Source organism: Nakamurella sp. (assembly GCF_048594475.1).
Taxonomy (GTDB): Bacteria; Actinomycetota; Actinomycetes; order Mycobacteriales; family Nakamurellaceae; genus Nakamurella.
Window position 1 is genome coordinate 1 of record NZ_JBMDXT010000410.1, and the last position, 17,208, is coordinate 17,208.

General features: G+C 73.3%; 18 protein-coding genes. 15 read left to right on the forward strand and 3 right to left on the reverse strand.

Annotated features, from left to right (window positions below):
- The first annotated feature begins 243 nt into the window (after nucleotides 1-243).
- The 14 genes from ACOJUF_RS18645 (at nucleotide 244) to ACOJUF_RS18710 (ending at nucleotide 12,716) form a co-directional block, all read left to right on the forward strand.
- On the forward strand, nucleotides 244-420 hold the full coding sequence (locus tag ACOJUF_RS18645) for a hypothetical protein (protein WP_420123317.1): 177 nt from the start codon (nucleotides 244-246) through the stop codon (nucleotides 418-420).
- 1 nt (nucleotide 421) lies between these two features.
- On the forward strand, nucleotides 422-2,047 hold the full coding sequence (locus tag ACOJUF_RS18650) for an FAD-dependent oxidoreductase (RefSeq protein WP_420123318.1): 1,626 nt from the start codon (nucleotides 422-424) through the stop codon (nucleotides 2,045-2,047).
- 121 nt (nucleotides 2,048-2,168) lie between these two features.
- On the forward strand, nucleotides 2,169-2,627 hold the full coding sequence (locus ACOJUF_RS18655) for a group II truncated hemoglobin (protein WP_420123319.1): 459 nt from the start codon (nucleotides 2,169-2,171) through the stop codon (nucleotides 2,625-2,627).
- 356 nt (nucleotides 2,628-2,983) lie between these two features.
- Entirely contained in the window at nucleotides 2,984-3,898 is a 915-nt protein-coding gene (locus ACOJUF_RS18660) for a GAF domain-containing protein (RefSeq protein WP_420123320.1), read from the forward strand.
- A 3-nt stretch (nucleotides 3,899-3,901) separates the two neighbouring features.
- On the forward strand, nucleotides 3,902-4,639 hold the full coding sequence (locus tag ACOJUF_RS18665; RefSeq protein ID WP_420123321.1) for a hypothetical protein: 738 nt from the start codon (nucleotides 3,902-3,904) through the stop codon (nucleotides 4,637-4,639).
- A gap of 12 nt (nucleotides 4,640-4,651) precedes the next feature.
- Complete coding sequence (locus ACOJUF_RS18670; RefSeq protein ID WP_420123322.1) at nucleotides 4,652-4,966, forward strand: hypothetical protein; 315 nt, start codon at nucleotides 4,652-4,654, stop codon at nucleotides 4,964-4,966.
- Nucleotides 4,967-5,218: 252 nt separating this feature from the next.
- Nucleotides 5,219-6,274, forward strand: coding sequence for a 2,3-butanediol dehydrogenase (locus ACOJUF_RS18675; protein ID WP_420123323.1), 1,056 nt, complete (start codon nucleotides 5,219-5,221; stop codon nucleotides 6,272-6,274).
- A gap of 147 nt (nucleotides 6,275-6,421) precedes the next feature.
- Entirely contained in the window at nucleotides 6,422-7,228 is an 807-nt protein-coding gene (locus tag ACOJUF_RS18680) for an acetoin reductase (protein WP_420123324.1), read from the forward strand.
- A 172-nt stretch (nucleotides 7,229-7,400) separates the two neighbouring features.
- Nucleotides 7,401-8,477: an ATP-NAD kinase family protein gene (locus ACOJUF_RS18685; protein ID WP_420123325.1), complete on the forward strand. Its 1,077-nt coding sequence runs from the start codon at nucleotides 7,401-7,403 to the stop codon at nucleotides 8,475-8,477.
- Between the two features lie 76 nt (nucleotides 8,478-8,553).
- Nucleotides 8,554-9,561, forward strand: a complete 1,008-nt coding sequence (locus ACOJUF_RS18690; protein WP_420123326.1) for a thiamine pyrophosphate-dependent dehydrogenase E1 component subunit alpha — start codon at nucleotides 8,554-8,556, stop codon at nucleotides 9,559-9,561.
- A 168-nt stretch (nucleotides 9,562-9,729) separates the two neighbouring features.
- Nucleotides 9,730-10,746 carry an alpha-ketoacid dehydrogenase subunit beta gene (locus tag ACOJUF_RS18695; protein ID WP_420123327.1) on the forward strand — a complete coding sequence of 339 codons (1,017 nt, stop codon included), beginning with the start codon at nucleotides 9,730-9,732 and terminating at the stop codon, nucleotides 10,744-10,746.
- A gap of 2 nt (nucleotides 10,747-10,748) precedes the next feature.
- Nucleotides 10,749-11,930 carry an acetoin dehydrogenase dihydrolipoyllysine-residue acetyltransferase subunit gene (locus tag ACOJUF_RS18700; protein WP_420123328.1) on the forward strand — a complete coding sequence of 394 codons (1,182 nt, stop codon included), beginning with the start codon at nucleotides 10,749-10,751 and terminating at the stop codon, nucleotides 11,928-11,930.
- Nucleotides 11,931-11,979: 49 nt separating this feature from the next.
- Nucleotides 11,980-12,369, forward strand: a complete 390-nt coding sequence (locus ACOJUF_RS18705) for a helix-turn-helix domain-containing protein (RefSeq protein ID WP_420123329.1) — start codon at nucleotides 11,980-11,982, stop codon at nucleotides 12,367-12,369.
- A gap of 5 nt (nucleotides 12,370-12,374) precedes the next feature.
- Nucleotides 12,375-12,716 carry an MmcQ/YjbR family DNA-binding protein gene (locus ACOJUF_RS18710; protein ID WP_420123330.1) on the forward strand — a complete coding sequence of 114 codons (342 nt, stop codon included), beginning with the start codon at nucleotides 12,375-12,377 and terminating at the stop codon, nucleotides 12,714-12,716.
- 33 nt (nucleotides 12,717-12,749) lie between these two features.
- On the opposite strand, the gene ACOJUF_RS18715 is transcribed toward ACOJUF_RS18710, so the two are convergent.
- Nucleotides 12,750-14,201, reverse strand: a complete 1,452-nt coding sequence (locus ACOJUF_RS18715; RefSeq protein ID WP_420123331.1) for a hypothetical protein — start codon at nucleotides 14,199-14,201, stop codon at nucleotides 12,750-12,752.
- Between the two features lie 243 nt (nucleotides 14,202-14,444).
- Here ACOJUF_RS18715 and ACOJUF_RS18720 point away from each other — a divergent pair, with 243 nt between their 5' ends.
- Nucleotides 14,445-15,707, forward strand: coding sequence for a hypothetical protein (locus ACOJUF_RS18720; protein ID WP_420123332.1), 1,263 nt, complete (start codon nucleotides 14,445-14,447; stop codon nucleotides 15,705-15,707).
- A gap of 51 nt (nucleotides 15,708-15,758) precedes the next feature.
- On the opposite strand, the gene ACOJUF_RS18725 is transcribed toward ACOJUF_RS18720, so the two are convergent.
- Together ACOJUF_RS18725 and ACOJUF_RS18730 are read right to left on the reverse strand one after the other, a co-directional pair.
- Complete coding sequence (locus ACOJUF_RS18725) at nucleotides 15,759-16,550, reverse strand: zf-HC2 domain-containing protein (RefSeq protein ID WP_420123333.1); 792 nt, start codon at nucleotides 16,548-16,550, stop codon at nucleotides 15,759-15,761.
- A complete protein-coding gene (locus ACOJUF_RS18730) occupies nucleotides 16,547-17,032 on the reverse strand; it encodes a sigma-70 family RNA polymerase sigma factor (protein ID WP_420123334.1) in 486 nt (161 codons plus the stop codon). The genes ACOJUF_RS18725 and ACOJUF_RS18730 overlap by 4 nt, the downstream gene beginning before the upstream one ends.
- Between the last annotated feature and the right edge of the window lie 176 nt (nucleotides 17,033-17,208).

Sequence of the window (17,208 nt, forward strand, 5' to 3'; positions counted from 1 at the left end):
CCCGTTCTCGCCCGCAGGGCCCAGCCCCGCGGCGGCCCCGACCCGCCCCCCGCACGTGCCTGGTGGCCCCCCGCATCGCCCGATTCCCGGGCTAACCACGGCACGTGGGCGGGCAGGGAGTGGCCCGGGCCAGCAGGCCAGGGCCGACCGCCGCCGGCGTCACCCAGATCACGTGATACCCCCAGGGGTGTCTGCTAGCATCGATCCAGATACCTACCGGGGTATCTAGGAAGCGAGGGCCAGATGTGCCGGGCAGTGGCGTGCAAGACCTGCGGCAAGACGACCTGGGCCGGGTGCGGCCAGCATGTCGACGCGGTGATGGCCGGGGTGCCCCGCGCCGATCGCTGCGGCTGCAGCCCCGAGGCGAAGAATGCCAAGCGCACCGGCCTGTTCGCCGGGCTGTTCGGGCGTCAGGGCTGACATGACCACCACCGGGCGCACCGTCATCGTCGGCGGCGTCGCCGCCGGCATGTCCACCGCGACCCGGCTGCGCCGCAACGATGAGTTCCGCGAGATCGTCGTCCTGGAACGGGGCGATCATGTCTCGTTCGCCAACTGCGGTCTGCCGTACCACCTCGGTGGCGTCATCGCCGACCGGGACGACCTGTTGCTGCAGTCGCCGGCCGGCCTGCACGACCGCTTCCGGATCGACGTGCGGGTCCGGCACGAGGTGCGGCGGATCGACCGCGACCGCCGGACGGTGACGGTCCTCGACCTGTGCACCGACCTGACGACCGAGATCGTCTACGACGAGCTCGTGCTCGCCACCGGGGCCACGCCCGTCCGACCCCCGATCCCGGGCGTCGAACGGGCCATGGTGCTGCGCGACCTGGCCGACATGGACGCGATCGGGGCCCGGCTGGACGGCGCGGCGACGGCGGCGATCCTGGGTGGCGGGTTCATCGGCCTGGAACTGGCCGAGAACCTCACCCGTCGCGGCATCGCGGTCACCGTGATCGAGCTCGCCGACCGGATCCTGGCCCCGCTCGATCCCGAGATGGCGGCGCCGGTCGCCCGGCACCTGCAGGCGCACGGCGTCCGGATCCGCACCGGGACGAGCGCCACCGCGATCGAGCCGGGGTCAGTCGTGCTGTCCGACGGCAGCCGGCTGCCCGCCGACGTGGTGATCGCCGCGATCGGCGTGCGGCCCGAGTCCGGGCTGGCCCGGGAGGCCGGCCTGGCCATCGGCGCGGGCGGTGGCGTCGTCGTCGACGGCGCGCAGCGCACGTCGGACCCGCGGATCTTCGCGGTCGGGGACGTCGCCGAGAAGGTCGACCCGCTCGGTGGCGGCGCCGCCCTGGTCCCCCTGGCCAACACCGCCAACCGGCACGGGCGGCTGGTCGCCGACGCCATCTGCGGGCGGGCGGTCGCCGCCCGGCCGGCGCTGGGCACCGCCGTCGTCGGCCTCTTCGGCCTGACCGCGGCGGCCACCGGCAGCAACGAGGCCCGGTTGCGGGCGGCCGGACGGCCGTACCGCGCGATCCACACCCATCCGGCCAGCCACGCCGGCTACTACCCCGGAGCGCAGCCGATGGCGCTCAAACTGCTGCTCGACCCGGTCACCGGGGCCATCCTCGGCGCCCAGGGCGTGGGCGGCGAGGGGGTGGACAAGCGGATCGACGTCATCGCCACCGCGCTGCGGGGTGGATTGACCGGACCGGACCTGGCCGACCTCGAACTGGCCTACGCGCCGCAGTTCGGTGCGGCGAAGGACCCGGTGGCCATGCTGGGCATGATCGCCGACAACCTGGCCGCCGGCGAGCGCACGGTGCAGTGGCACGAGGTCGACCGGGCGCGGGCGGAGGGCGCCGTGCTCGTCGACGTGCGCAGCGCGGGCGAGTTCGCGGCCGGCACGATCACCGGGGCGATCAACATCCCGCTGGAACAGCTGCGCACGCGGGCCGCCGAGATCCCGCCCGGCCCGGTCGTCGTGACCTGCGCCGTCGGGCAGCGGGGGCATGCCGCCGCCCGGCTGCTGCGCCAGCTCGACCGGGACGTGGCCAACCTCGACGGCGGCTACCGGACCTGGTCGGCGGCGGCCGCCTGAACCGGCCCCGTGCGCCTCGATCGCCCGCCCGACCCGCGATTCGATCCCCCGTCCGACCCGCGCTGTCGGGCCGGCCCGGCGAGAACGGGCCGATGTGGTGATCCGCGCGCAGGATGAGGCGATGCGGCCCACCCTGTTCGACCACGCCGGGGGCAGCCCGGCGTTCCTGGCCCTGGCCCGGTGCCATCATCGGCGGTGCCTGGACGACCCGGAGCTCAATCATCCGTTCTCCCACCCCGACCAGCACCCGCAGCACGTCGAGCGGCTGGCGGCGTACTGGGCGCAGGTCCTCGGTGGACCGCCGGCCTACACCGACGGCGACGGCACCGAGTCCTCGGTGCTCCGGATGCACGCCGGCAACGGCGACATGTCCGACCTCGGTCGCCGGTTCGTCGCGTGCTTCGACGCGGCGATGGACGACGTGCCGCTCCCCGCCGATCCCGAGTTCCGCCGGGCCATGCACGACTACATGGTCTGGGCGGTGGACCGGGTCCTGACCCATGAGGACCGCGCGCGGATCGCCGACGGGCTGGCCGTCCCCCGATGGGGTTGGACCGGCCTGCTCGACGCGCCGGGCTGAACCCGCCGTCGCGGCCCGGGCCGTCACCGGTCGAAGCGGACGGCGCGACAGCGGATCACCCGGCCGTGGCGCCCCCCCCCCGGGGCTCGAACCGGGGGTTGCAACGGGGTTGCATCCGGGCCCCGACGGGTCGTTCCCAGCCGATCCACATGGTCGCCGTTCCCCTTGGGGAACAGGCTTTCTCAGGTTCCGGGCGGCCAGGTTGCAGCCGGCGGGCCGGACACCCCCTTGCCGACCCCGACGAGCCGGACCACCATGAGGCGAGCGCAGCGCCGCGCTCGGCCCGGTTCGTCCCCTTCGGACGGGTTCCGCGCGTGGCACGACGGCATCCCTGCCCCGAGATGTGAGGACCACGCATGACTGATCGGTCGACGCTGTCCGGTTACCCCCAGGAGCCGGTCGACCTGCTCGGACACATCCTCGGTCCGGACGCCCACGACGGCGAGCTCCGGCACCGGGCCCGGGCCGCGTTCCTGGATCCGGACGACCGGGCGCGCGCCCTGCGCGCCGCCTACGACAAGGTGCTCGCCGGCGCCGTGGATCCGTCGGTGTCCAACCGCATCCAGAGTTCGTGGGAGCGGGCGCTGGCCGCCGGCGTCGATCCCGACGGGCAGCGGCCGCCCCGGCTGCACGAGATCCTGGAGATCCGGCGGCTGCGCAACGAGCATCCGCTCTCGCCGTTCGTGCCGGCATTGGCCGGCCTGCTGGCCGACGACTCGGTGGCCGGCAACCACATCATGGTCATCGCCTCGGCCGCCGGGGAGATCCTCTGGCGGGTCGGCTCGCGAGACGTCATCCGGCTGGCCGAAAGCCTGGAGTTCGTCGAGGGCGCACGCTGGTCGGAGGACGCGGTCGGGACCAACGCGATCGGCAACGCCGTCGTCGAGGGACGGGCCAACCAGGTCTTCTCGGCCGAGCACCTGGTGCGCAGCCACCACAACTGGGTCTGCAGTGCGGCCCCGATCTACGACCCGGAGACCCGCGCCCTGCTCGGCGTGCTGGACGTCTCGGGCCCCTACCGCAGCGCCAACCCGGACGCGCTGGCGCTCGTCCGGTGCGGGGCCGCGCTGGTCCACGAGAAGCTGCGCAACGCCCGGCAGGAGGCCGACGAGCAGGCCCGCGACCTCGTCCGCCGGCATCACCGGTCGCTGGACGGGATCGCCCTGGTCTCCCCCGGCGGCCGCTCGGTGCTCGGCGACCTGACCGGCCTGACCCCGGGCGCCGTCGGCCAGGCCCCCCCCACCGGACGGCTCACCCAGCCCGACGGGTAGCAGGTGCCGGCCGAACCGCGCGGCGAGTACCTGCTCGTGGAGCTGCCCGCACCGGCGCGCCGCACCCCCCGCACCACTCTGGACCTGCGGTTCCTGGGCGCCGGTGATCCGGTGGCGGTCATCGACGGCCGGGAGGTCGTGCTGTCCCAGCGGCGCGCGGAGATCCTGACGCTGCTGGCGATCAACCCCAAGGGGCTGACCGCCGACGAGCTGGCCGGCGAGATCTACGGCGACGACGGGGTGCGGACCACTGTACGGGCCGAGATGCACCGGATCCGGTCGGTGCTGGACGGCTGCGTCCGGTCCAACCCCTACGCCTTCGATCCCGACCTCGTCGTGACCGCCGACTTCCAGCAGGTCACCCGCCAGGTCCGGGCCGGCAACCTGACCGCGGCGCTGGAGTCGTACTCCGGGCCGCTGCTGCCCCGGTCGAGCGTGCTGGCGATCGAACTGCTGCGCGACGAGCTGACCGAGTCGCTGCGGCACGCGGTGCTCTCCGCACCCGGGGTGGCGCACCTGCGCCGGTGGATCGAGACCGACACCGGGGCCATGGATCCGCAGGCGATCCGGCTGCTGCTGTCCCGCCTGCCCGTGGCCGACAAGGACCGCGCCTACCTGGCCGCCCGGCTGCGCCGGATCGACCGGGAGTTCGGCGGCGGCGCCGGGGCCGGCCGCGGGCGACCCGTCGCGGTGAGCCTGCCGGCCGCCCGAGGCACCCGCGCCCCGGTCCCCCATCGCTGAGCCGGACGCGGGATGACCGCGTTCGTGACGTACCGGCGGTGGCGGCTGCGGCCGGGTGCCGAGCTCGGCGACGTGGTCGACCTGGTCCGGGACCGGATCGAACCGCACTACCGCGTTCTGGATCCGGACGTCCGGCTCGGCCTGGAGCTGGTCGACGGGTCCCGGTCGGTGCTGGCCGTCCAGCACTGGCCCGACCGGGACCGCTTCACGGCCGCGACCACGTCCGCCCGCTACCCCGCCTGGCTGGCGGCCTACCGGCCGGCGTTGCGACGCTGGGACGAGCTGCTGGAGTTCGAGTCCGAGTGGGCCGCGACCGGGCTGCTCTGATCCTCGCGCCGCGCGGTCCGGATGACCGGCGGGTTCCGTCGGGGCGGCCACGTCCGGCTGGTCCTGACGGTTCTGACGCGTCCGGACGGGGTGGCAACCCTCGGGCGGCCCGGCTGCAACCCCGGTGCCACCCTCGCCGTCCTAGCCTTCCTGCACACCGTGACCGGGAGCACATGACGAGCGCCGGGCCGGACTCATTCCGGCCGCCGCGCTCGCCCCGGTCGCCTCCCGTTCCAGGAAGGACGCCAGCCGATGAAGGCAGCGATGTACTACGGGAACAAGGACATCCGGATCGAGGACATCCCCGAGCCGACCGTCCGCCCCGGGACCGTCAAGGTCAAGATCGAGTGGTGCGGCATCTGCGGCACCGATCTGCACGAGTACCTCGACGGGCCGATCTTCGCCCCGCCCGCCGGTTCCCCGCACCCGCTGACCGGAGAGACCGTCCCGGTCTGCCTGGGTCATGAATTCGCCGGCGTCGTCGCCGACATCGGCGACGGGGTGACCAATGTCGCCATCGGCGAGCGGGTCGTCGTCGAGCCCTACATCACCTGCGGCACGTGCGCGCGGTGCCGGGCCGGCATCTACAACGTCTGCGACACGCTCGGTTTCATCGGCCTGTCCGGCGGGGGCGGCGGGTTCTCCGACTACGTCGTCGCCGACGCCAAGCGCACCTTCTCCATCGGGGACCTGCCCACCGACATCGGCGCGCTGATCGAGCCGCTGGCCGTGGCCTACCACGCGGTCCGGCTGTCCAAGGTGCGCCCCGGGGAGAGTGCCACCGTGTACGGCTCCGGCCCGATCGGCCTGGTCACCGTGGCCGCGCTCAAGGCCCAGGGCGTGGACGACGTGATCGTGGTCGAGCCCGCCGAGGTCCGCAAGGTCAAGGCCAAGGCGGCCGGCGCGAGCACGGTGCTCGATCCGACCGACACCGACATCGTCAGCGCGATCAAGGATCTCACCGGCGGCGTGGGCACCGACGTGTCGTTCGAATGCGCCGGGTTCAACGGCGCCACCGCCCAGGCGATCAAGGGCACCAAGGGCGGCGGCACCGTCGTCAACGTCGCGATCTGGGGTCACGAGGCGACCGTCGCGATGAACGACCTGGTCTTCAACGAGGTCTCGGTGATCGGCTCTTTGGCCTACTGCAACGACCACGAGCCGACGATCAAGCTGTTGCAGGACGGCAAGGTCGACGCCGAACAGTTCATCACCGGTCGGATCGCGGTCGACGACATCGTCGAGGGCGGCTTCCGCGAGCTGATCGACCGCAAGGCCGAGAACGTCAAGATCCTCGTCCACCCCTGATCCGTGCCCGCGCGGATCAACAACCCCGGCGCGGCCGACATCGACGACTCCCGTCCCGTCGGTCACATTCCGGGTGTGTTGATCCGCGCGGCGTCCGCCCCGCCGCTCCTCCCCCGTTCCGAGCATCCCGAAAGGACCCCCCACCGCATGAGCATCGAAGGCAAGGTCGCCCTCATCACCGGCGGCGCCCGCGGCATCGGCCGCGGCATCGCGCTGCGCCTGGCCCGGGACGGCGCCGACATCTGCATCGTCGACCGCGAGGGCACGACCATGCAGGACGTCGCCGACGAGGTCAGCGCCCTCGGCCGCAAGGCCACCGTGTTCGCCGCGGACGTGACCGACCGGTCCCAGGTCTACGCGGCCGTCGACCACGCCGAGTCCGCGCTCGGCGGCTTCGACATCATGGTCAACAACGCCGGCATCGCCCAGGTCAACCCGATCGACGAGGTGCTGCCGGAGGAGGTCCACCGGATCCTGGCCGTCAACGTCGAGGGTGTGCTCTGGGGCATCCAGGCGGCCGCGGCCAAGTTCAAGCAGCGCGGCGCCGCGACCGGCGGGAAGGGCGCGAAGAACAACGGCAAGATCATCAACGCGGCGTCCATCGCCGGTCACGACGGGTTCGCCATGCTCGGCGTCTACTGCGCCACCAAGTTCGCCGTGCGCGGGCTCACCCAGTCGGCGGCCAAGGAGTACGCGCCGTTCGGCATCACCGTCAACTCCTACTGCCCGGGCGTCGTCGGGACCGATATGTGGGTCGAGATCGACCAGCGGTTCGCCGATCTGACCGGGGCCGAGAAGGGGGCGACGTTCGCCCAGTTCTCGGACACGATCGCCCTGGGCCGGTCGCAGACCGCCGACGACGTGGCCAATTTCGTCTCCTACCTGGCCGGCCCGGACTCGGACTACATGACCGGCCAGTCGGTGCTCATCGACGGCGGCATGGTCTACCGGTAATCCCGCACGTCGCGGGCCGGGGAGGCGTTGGCGTCGCCGAAGGCGTCCGTCGGCCATCCCGCGGCAGCGGGTGTGCGGATGAAGTCGTCGACCCCTGTCACGCCATTCACATGTCGGGCTAGTTGATCCGCGCGGGCGGAGATGATCCGCGCGGGAAGGGAGGGCCGGAGCGGTGATCCTGGAACACGGGGACGACCTGCCGGTGGTTCCGGGCAGCGCCATCGGCGTCATCCCGAACCCGATGTCCGGCCGGGACATCCGGCGGATCGTGTCCCAGGCATCGGTGTTCCCCAACACCGAGAAGACCTCGATGGTGCTGCGCATCCTGCGGGCGGCCGGCACCCTCGGGGTCGAGCGGGTGCTGCTGTCCACCGACACGTTCGGCATCGCCGCCGGGGTGCAGCGGGAGATGGTGCGGTTGACCACGGCGAAGTCGACCGCCCACCTGCGCTGGCCCAAGGTCGAGTTCCTCGAGCTGGACCGGCCGACCGGCAGCGCCGCCGACACCACCGCCTACGCCCGCATCATGGCCGAGCAGTGCTCGGCGGCCGTCGTGCTGCTCGGGGGCGACGGCACCATGCGGGCGGCGGTGCCCGGACTCGGCCGGACCCCGATGCTGGCCCTGTCCACCGGCACCAACAACGCGTTCCCGATCATGCTGGAGGCCACGGTCGCCGGCATGGCGGTCGGGATGATCGCCATCGGGGCGGTCGACGCGCCCGAGACCCGCTGCAAGATGCTCCATGTCGAGATCACCCGGGCCTCGGGCCGGGTCGATCACGAGGTCGCGCTGGTGGACGCCTGCGTCAGCACGGCCATGGACGTCGGTTCCCGCGCGCTGTGGACCGGCACCTCGCTGCGCGAGCTGTACTGCACGTTCGGCGAGCCGCACGGCATCGGCCTGTCCTCGATCGTCGGCCGTCTGCTGCCGACCGGCCGCGCCGACGACCACGGCGCCGCGGTCATGCTGACCGATCCGGCGACCGCGGCCCACACCGTGCTCGCCCCCCTGGCCCCCGGCCTGCTCCAGCCGGTCGGGGTCAACGGGGTCGGCGAGCTCGTCCCGGACCGGCCGCACCCGGTGCGGCTGGACCGGGGCACCGTCGCCGTCGACGGCGAACGCGAAGTCGAATTCGGTCCGCAGGACCGGGTCACGGTCACGCTGCGGCACGACGGGCCCCGGGTGATCGACGTGCCCGCCGCGCTCCGCGCGTCGACCGCGCACCACACCCTGCTCGCACACCAGTAACCCCCGCCCGTCACGTCGCGCCCGCCGGGTCCCGCCCGGCCGGAGCCGGCGGACCGGCACGAGAGAAGGAGACACCATGACCCAGACGCTCGACCGATCGGCCGACGTCGGCGACGGTCTGACCCCGGAACGGCTGCTCGACGCCTACCGGATCATGAAGTCCATCCGGATGTTCGAGGATCGGGTGCACGACGAGTTCGCCACCGGCGACATCCCCGGGTTCGTCCACCTGTACGCGGGCGAGGAGGCGTCCGCCGCCGGCATCTGCGCCCACCTGGACGCCGAGCGGGACACCATCGCCTCCACCCACCGCGGCCACGGCCACTGCATCGCCAAGGGGGTGGACATCAAGCCGATGATGGCCGAGATCTTCGGCAAGATCACCGGTTCCTGCCGCGGCAAGGGCGGCTCCATGCACATCGCCGACCTGTCCAAGGGCATGCTCGGCGCCAACGGCATCGTCGGCGGCGGACCGCCGCTGATCTGCGGCACCGCGCTGGCCGCCAAGATCAAGGGCGACGGCGGCGTCGGCATCGCGTTCTTCGGCGACGGCGCGTCCAACCAGGGCACCACCGCGGAAGCGATGAACCTGGCCTCGGTGTGGAACCTGCCGGCCATCTTCGTCGCCGAGAACAACGGCTACGCCGAGGCCACCGCCGCCAAGTGGTCGGTCTCGGCCGACAACATCGCCGACCGCGCCGCGGGGTACGGCATGCCCGGCGTGATCGTCGACGGCTTCGACTTCTTCGCCGTCTACGAGGTGGCCGGCGAGGCCATCCGGCGGGCCCGCGAAGGCGGCGGCCCGACCCTGATCGAGGTCAAGCTCACCCGCTACTACGGTCACTTCGAGGGCGATCAGCAGACCTACCGGCCCAAGGACGAGATCGCCGGTGCCCGCGAGAGCCTGGACTGCCTCAAGCGCTTCCGCGAGCGGGTCACCGAGACCGGCCGGCTCACCGACGCCCAGCTGGACCAGGTCGACGCCGAGGTCGCCCAGCTGATCGAGGAGGCCGTGGCCGAGGCCAAGGCCGCCGCGGCGCCCGGTGCGGCCGACCTGCTCACCGACGTCTACGTCAAGTTCTGACCCACCCTGCCCGCCGCCGGGCCGCCCGGGCGCCCCGACCGAGCCCCGCTCGGCGCCGGGACCCGAGCGCCCCGCCGGACCCGCGGATCCGGCCCCGGCCCCGCACCCCGGGGCCGACCGGCGGCCCTCCCCGTCCCCTTCAGCCACCCTCCAGACAGGACAACCATCATGGCAACCCGCACGATCAGCTATCGCGAGGCGGTCAACGAGGCCCTCGCCCAGGAAATGGAACGCGACCCGAGCGTCATCGTGATGGGCGAGGACGTGGCCGGCGGCGTCGCCGGTGACGGCGACGACGACGCCTGGGGCGGCGTTCTCGGCGTCACCAAGGGTCTGTACCCGAAGTTCCCGGGCCGAGTGCTGGACACCCCGATCACCGAGTCGGGGTTCATCGGCGCCGCGGTCGGCGCCGCCACCCGCGGCCTGCGCCCCGTCGCCGAGCTGATGTTCGTGGACTTCATGGGTGTCTGCCTGGACCAGATCATGAACCAGGCGGCCAAGTTCCGGTACATGTTCGGCGGCAAGGCCGTCACCCCCGTCACCATCCGCGCGATGTACGGCGCCGGCCTGTCCGCGGCGGCCCAGCACTCGCAGGCCCTCTACCCGATCTTCACCCACCTGCCCGGCCTCAAGGTCGTCCTGCCGTCGAGCCCGTACGAGGTCAAAGGCCTCCTGATCCAATCGATCCGGGACAACGACCCGGTGATCTTCCTGGAACACAAGGCCATGTACGACATCACCGGACCGGTGCCGGAGGAGAGCTACACCATCCCGTTCGGCGAGGCCAACGTCGTCCGTGAGGGCGACGACGTCACCATCGTGGCGATGGGCTGGATGGTCACCAAGGCGATCGAGGCGGCCGCCGAGCTGGAGGCCTCCGGCATCCAGGCCGAGATCATCGACCCGCGGACGACCAGCCCGCTGGACCTGGACAGCATCCTGGAATCGGTCGAGAAGACCGGCCGGCTGGTGATCGTCGACGAGTCCAGCCCCCGCTGCAACATGGCCACCGACATCAGCGCCCAGGTGTGCGCCGAGGCGTTCGGCGACCTGAAGGCGCCGATCAAGATGGTCAGCCCGCCGCACGTCCCGGTGCCGTTCGCCGGCTCCCTGGAGCAGCTGTACATCCCGCAGGCGCAGGACATCATCAACGCGGTCAAGACCGTGACCGACTGGAGCGGCTGACCATGACGACGACCGAAGAGACCGCCCCCAGCCAAGTGACCGACCGCATCCAGCGGATCACCATGCCCAAGTGGGGCCTGTCGATGGAGTCGGGCAAGGTCACCGACTGGTTCGTCGCCGAGGGCGACGAGCTGTCCGAGGGGCAGGACATCTGCGAGATCGACACCGACAAGATCGCCGGCGCCCTGGAATCCACCTGGACCGGCACGGTGCGCGCCCTGGTCGTGGACACGATGGTCGATGTGCCGGTGGGCGGCACCATCGCCCTGCTGGCCGACGCCGACGTGCCGCAGGAGGAGGTCGACGCCGCCCTCGCGCAGGCCCGGGAGCAGCTGGCGTCCGGCGACATCGTCGACGATTCCGGGCCGCGCCTGGGCACCGTCGAGGTCGACGGGGTGACCATCGCCTACGCGGTGCTCGAACCCGAGGAACCGACCACGGCCGCCCCGGTGGTGTTCGTGCACGGGTACGGCGGCGACAAGGACTCCTGGATGTTCGTGCAGGAACCGGTGTCGGCGCACCACGCGACCTACGCCATCGACCTGCCGGGGCACGGCGCCTCGGGCAAGGACGTCGGTGCGGGCACCGTGGAGTCGCTCGCGGCCACCGTCGTCGGGTTCCTGGACGCCCTCGAGCTCTCCGGCGTGCACCTGGTCGGTCACTCGATGGGCGGCGCGGTGGTCACCGCGGTGGCCGGCGATCCGGCGGCGGCCGGCCGGGTGCTGTCGCTGACGCTGGTCTCCCCGGCCGGTTTCGGTCCGGAGATCAATGCGGAGTACATCCGCGGGTTCGCCTCGGCCCAGACCCGGCGGGAGCTCAAGCCGCACCTGGTGCAGCTGTTCGCCGACCAGTCGCTCGTGCAGCGGCAACTGATCGACGACCTGCTCAAGTACAAGCGGATCGACGGGGTCGACGTGGCGCTGGCCACGCTCGCCGGGTCGCTGCTGGACGGCGACGGGTCCGGGGTCGACGTCACCGCCGCCCAGGCCTCGTTCGGCGGTCCCACCGTGGTGGTGTGGGGCGCGGAGGACCGGATCGTGCCGGCGTCCAACGCCGCCGCGCTGGACGGCCGGGCCACCGTGCAGGTGGTCGCGGGAGCCGGACACATGGCTCACATGGAGAAGCCGCACGAGGTCGTCTCGGCGATCCACTCGGCGATCCACGAGGCCACCGGCGGCGCCTGAGCGCACCGGGACCCACGGAACGACACCGGCCGGCCGGAGCGGGACGAGCATGACCCCGATCCGGCCGGCCGGTGGCGTCTCCGGGGCCGCTCCCGGCGGCCCGGACGTCGCTCCGTATTCTTCATCGGTGGACAACGCCGATCCGCACCGGCCGTTCGACCCGGCGGGGCCGCGGGCGTTCGCCGCCGCCCTGGCCCGGACGCTGCAGCAGGCCCGGTGCCGGCACCACCTCAGCCCGGCCGAGATCGCCGCCCGCACCGGCGGCGCGGTGTCGGAGTCCGCGCTCATCGAGTACGAGACCGGCGTGCAGGCCCCGGAGGTCGACGTGCTCTGGGTGCTGGCCCGCGCGCTGGGTGAACCCGTCCGGGCCCTCGCCGACGAGGCCGGCGACCGCCTGGACGCCGGCTCCGGATCCGGAGCCGACCGGCAGCTACCCTGAGCCGCGTGGCCGATGCCGAGGACGTGCGCACCATCGCCCTCGCCCTGCCCGACACGGTCGAGATTCCCAGCGACGGCTTCGACTTCCGGGTGGACAACCGCGGTTTCGTCTGGTCCTACCCCGAGGGCACCGGGCGCCACCGGCGCCTGCGCACCGACGTCGCCGTGCTGTTCGTCGGCGACGAGGCCGAGAAGCAGGCCCTGTTGCGCGGCGAGCCGGACCTGTTCTTCACCACCGGCGCCTACGAGCCCTTCGCCCTGGTCCTGCTGCGGCTGGACCGGGTGGACGTGCCCCGGCTGCGCGAACTGATCACCGACGCCTGGGACATGCGGCGCCGGCCGGCGTGACCAGCGCCGCGCGGCGCGGCCGGGAATCGCGGCTCAGAACGTGCCCACCGAGTGCGGAACCAGTTCGCGGGCCAGTACCCCCGGCTCCTGCATGTAGCCGGGAACGGTGACGCCGAACGTGTGCAGGATGGCCGGCGCCACCTCCAGGACCGACACGTCCCGCCGCCCGGCCGGACCCGGCGTCGGGTCCTGCGGGTCGTAGATGGCCAGCACCCCCTGGGGGACGTGGTAGGCCGTCGTGTCGGACCGCTCCTCGATCTCCACCGTCTCCAGACCCAGGGTCGCCGGGGCGTGGGGCTGCCCGGCGACGCACACCGCGTCCGGCCGGTCGTGCAGGTTCGGCTGGCCCCAGTCCATCGAGAAGAACCCGTCGGTCGACTGCCGGAACACCAGCGGCGCCCCGGCCACCGTGACCGTGCGCAGGGCCGCCTCGACGGCGGCCACGTACGCCGGCTCGATCCGTACGTTGCACTGCGGGTTCATCGCCGGCCGCCGGGTCCACCCGGTCTCCGGGACGCCGGCGATCCCGGCCAGGAACAGACCGGGATCCTGCAGGTACAGCTGGGTCTCCAGCGACTGCGCCATCGTCGGGCCCTGACCCATGCTCGAGGCGATCCACAGCTCGTAGTCGGGATTGTCGTCGGCGAACGCGGCCAGCCGGGCGATCATCCGGTCGGCGCGACCCATCGCCCAGGGCACCTCGGCGCGGTACCGCTGCATCCAGTCGTCGCTCAGGCCGATCTCGTCGTAGTCGCCGGGATGGCCGGCCGCCCAGTAGCGGTGCATCGCCGAGGCGACGTGGTTGGTGAAGAAGGTGCTGAACGCCGGCCGGGTGTCGGCCAGCGCCTTGGCGTACACGTCGAACGCGACCATCGCCTGCATCGACCGGCGGCGGGTGCTGAGCCAGGGGCGCCGCCGCTCGGCCGCCAGCTGGCCGGCCAGGGCGGCGTAGGTGCCGGCCCGGACGCCGATCCGGTGGCTCGTGCGCAGGAACTTCAGGGCGGCGTCCCGCGGGACGGCCGTGTCCACGTTCCGGGCCGACGCGCGGACCATCATCAGCTGGAACTCCTGGAACGGGACCAGGTCCGCCGGGTGCGCGGTCGATTCGGTGGCGAACGGGTCCGGCAGGTAGAAGGCGTACCCGTCCAGGTCCGGCGGCGTCGGGAAGCTGTGCAGGCTGCCGCACACCCCGACCGAGACCCCGGCGCCCCGCAGCATGCGCCAGACCGGCGGGAACGAGGTGTCCGCCTCCGTGCGATCCTGGCCGAACGCGCTGATCATGTGCTGCTCGTCGTTCACGCCGCGGTGCAGCGTCGGCCAGGTGGTCCACGGCGACAGGTGGCCGCGATCCGCGGCGATCGAGGTGTAGCAACGGCTCCGGGGCAGCAGGCGGGCCAGCGCGGAGTTCGGATGATCGGCGACGAACTCGTCGACGATCCGCCACGGCACCTCGTTGAGCTCGAACAGCATGATCCGACGGGTCATGGGCCGAACGTACGCCGGGTTCCTGCCGTGATCCGGGATTTCGCTGCGTGGCGAAGGCACATCCCGGGCGCCCGGCGAGCCGGGCCAGAATGGGACGGCCCCGACCGGCGGGGCTCTCGATCGGGAAGGGGCGAGATCGTGCACGGTTCCGCCACGGGCGCCAGGAATTCGGACGGGACGGGCGGCGGCCCCGGCCGGCCGGCCGACCGCGCCCCCCGGCCGCCATCGCCGGGGACGCTGCGGGTGGGTGCGGCCAAGGTGCCGGTCGGTCCCCCGGCCGGCCAAGAGCTGCCGCCACCCTTCGCCGGCGTCGACGCGCCGATCTTCGTGCGGGCCGTGGTGGTCGACGACGGGACCTCGCGCGCGGCCCTGGTGTCCGCGGACATCCTCGGCCTGACCGGCGATGTCGCCGCCATGATCGCCGACCGCGTCGCGACCGACCACGGCATCCCGGCCGAGCGGCTGGTGCTGGCGGCGACCCACACCCACAGCGTGCCCCGGGAACTGGGTCCCGGCCTGGTTGATCCGATCGTCGACGCCGTCGGGCGCGCCGTCGCCGCGCTGGTCCCGGCGACCCTGGCGGTCGGCCTCGGTGAATGCCACATCAACGTCAATCGAACCCTTTTCGACACCGGCATCGGCCAGTGGCGGGAGGGCCGCAAAGACCAGGGGCCGTCGGACAAGAGCCTGGCCGTGCTGGTCTTCCGCGCGCTGGACGGGGCCCCGCTGGCCGTCTGGTACCAGTACGCGGTGCACGCCGTGGTGACCGGCCTGCGCGACCACCTCAACCCCGACATCCCGGGCGTTGCCTGCGCCCACGTGGAGGCGGCGCTCGGCCCTGACGTGGTCGCGCTCTTCAGCATGGGCTGCGCCGGCGACCAGAACCCGATCGTCTACCGGCACACGGTCGAACTGCGGGCCCGACGCGTCGCCGAGCACGCCGCGCGGGGCATCGACATCGCCAACGACATGCCGCCCGGCGGCGCCGGTCTGGATCGGGACGACCCGGTCGTGGCCCGGTTGCTGGCCGGGCAGCAGCAGGTGGCGGACGCGCTCGGGCTGGTGCTGGCCGAGGAGGTGCTGTCGATCGTCGCCGAGCGCTGCGACCGGCCGCGCACCGCCGTCGGCATCGCCGGCGCGCAGCGGGTCGTCGAGCTGCCCGGGCGCCGCCGCACCGACGCCGGCCGGGCCGGCCGGCCGGGCGAGTACGTCGACGCCGAACCGCAGCCGCTGCTCGTCGGCGTGCTGCGGCTCGGCGACGTCGTGCTGGGCAGCGTCGACGCCGAACTGTTCACCGAGATCGGGCAACGATTCCGGCGCGAGTCGCCGGCCCGCTACAGCCTGCTGTCGACCCTGACCAACGGGTGGGCGACGACCGGGTACGTGGCCAGCGACACCGCGGGCGGGTTCCACACCTTCGAGGTGCTGGCCAGCCGCCTGCAGCCGGGTCGGGCGGAGGGAGCCATCGTGCGGACGCTGCTCGACCTGGCCCGGCAGACCGCCTGAGGCCCGGGCGATCCGGCCGCAGCCTGCGCCGGGCGATCCGGCCGGCGCGGGCTACGGCGCCCCGTGCAGGATCGTCCGGCCGTCCGCCAGCCGGATCTCGAACGCCGAGATCTGCTCCCGCGGAAGGGCCGTCGCCACCGGGATCCGCGCGGTGACGCCGGGGACGCCGCTCCACGACCCGGCCGACGACTCGTGGCCGGCGAGATCGACGACGGCCAGGTCGTAGGGCACCGCGTCGTTCATGTCCGCCGCATAGGAGCAGACCACGGTGATCGACGTGCCCCAGCGCCGGTCGACCAGCTCCAGGGTCGCGGTCATCGGACCGGGCGCCACCTGGTCCAGCGGCACCGTCTCGTCCGGCCCCGGGCTCGGCGCGGTGGCCCCGGGGGCCGGCGCTCCCGGGACCCCGGAGCCGGCCGACGGGTCCACCGACGCCGAGCCGGTGCCGCTCGGGCCCGGTCCCGCCTCCCCGGATCCGGGGGCGGGCCGGACGGCCGCGCCGATCGCGACGACCAGCAACGCGACCGCCGCCGCGGCCAGAGAGCCGACCAGCCACCGGCGCCGCCGCCGGGCCCGCGTCACGCGGCCCAGGACGGCCGGCAGCACCGACGGCGGCACCGGCTCCGCCGGCCCGGCCAGCACGTCGGCGGAGGTGAGGGCGAGCAGCCCGGGCAGGCCGGCGAGGCTGCGGACCGACGCCTGGCAGGCGGCGCACTCGCGCAGATGGTCCTCGTACGCGTGCCGGTCGGCGGGCGGCAGCGCCCCGAGCACGTAGGCGGCGTCGTCCCGGCAGAGCTGCCGATCGCCCGCCCCGCCCGGTCCACCGGGTTCGGTCGGGGTCACGTCACCACCCCCATCTCCTCCAGCGCCAGCCGCAGGGCGTGCAGCGCGTAGTGCAGCCGGGACTTGACGGTGCCCACCGGGACCCCGAGGCGGGCCGCGGCCTGCGCGGCGGTGCAGCCGCGGAAGTAGCACTCGAGCAGCACGGCGCCGTGGTCGTGGCTGAGCCGGCGCATCGCCTCGGCCACCACCATCGCCTGCAGGGCCCGGTCGGTCGCGTCCGGCTCCACCGGCTCGGGAGCCGACTCGCTCGACGACGTCGGTCGCCGGCGATCCGCCCGCCAGCCGTCGACGACGATGTTCCGGGCGACGGTGAACAGCCAGCCCCGCGCGGAGGACTCCTGCTGCGACAGCACGGACGGGCGCCGCCAGGCCCGGAACAGCGTCTCCTGCACCACGTCCTCGGCCCGCCCGCGGTCACCGTTGGTCAGGTGCAGCACGAAGCTCCACAGGGCGGCCGCATGCTCGTCGTGCAGCGCCCGCAGCAGGGCGGCGTCGTCCGGCTCGGCGACGGGCGGCTCGGCCGGCCCGATCGGCCGGGCCGGGCGTGAGCTCCCGACCGGCGGCGACGCCGCGCGCGCGGCCGCGCCGACCGCGCCAACCGCGCCGGCCGAGGCGACCGAGCCGGCCGCGCCGGCCGCCGATGGGTCGGCCCGCCGAT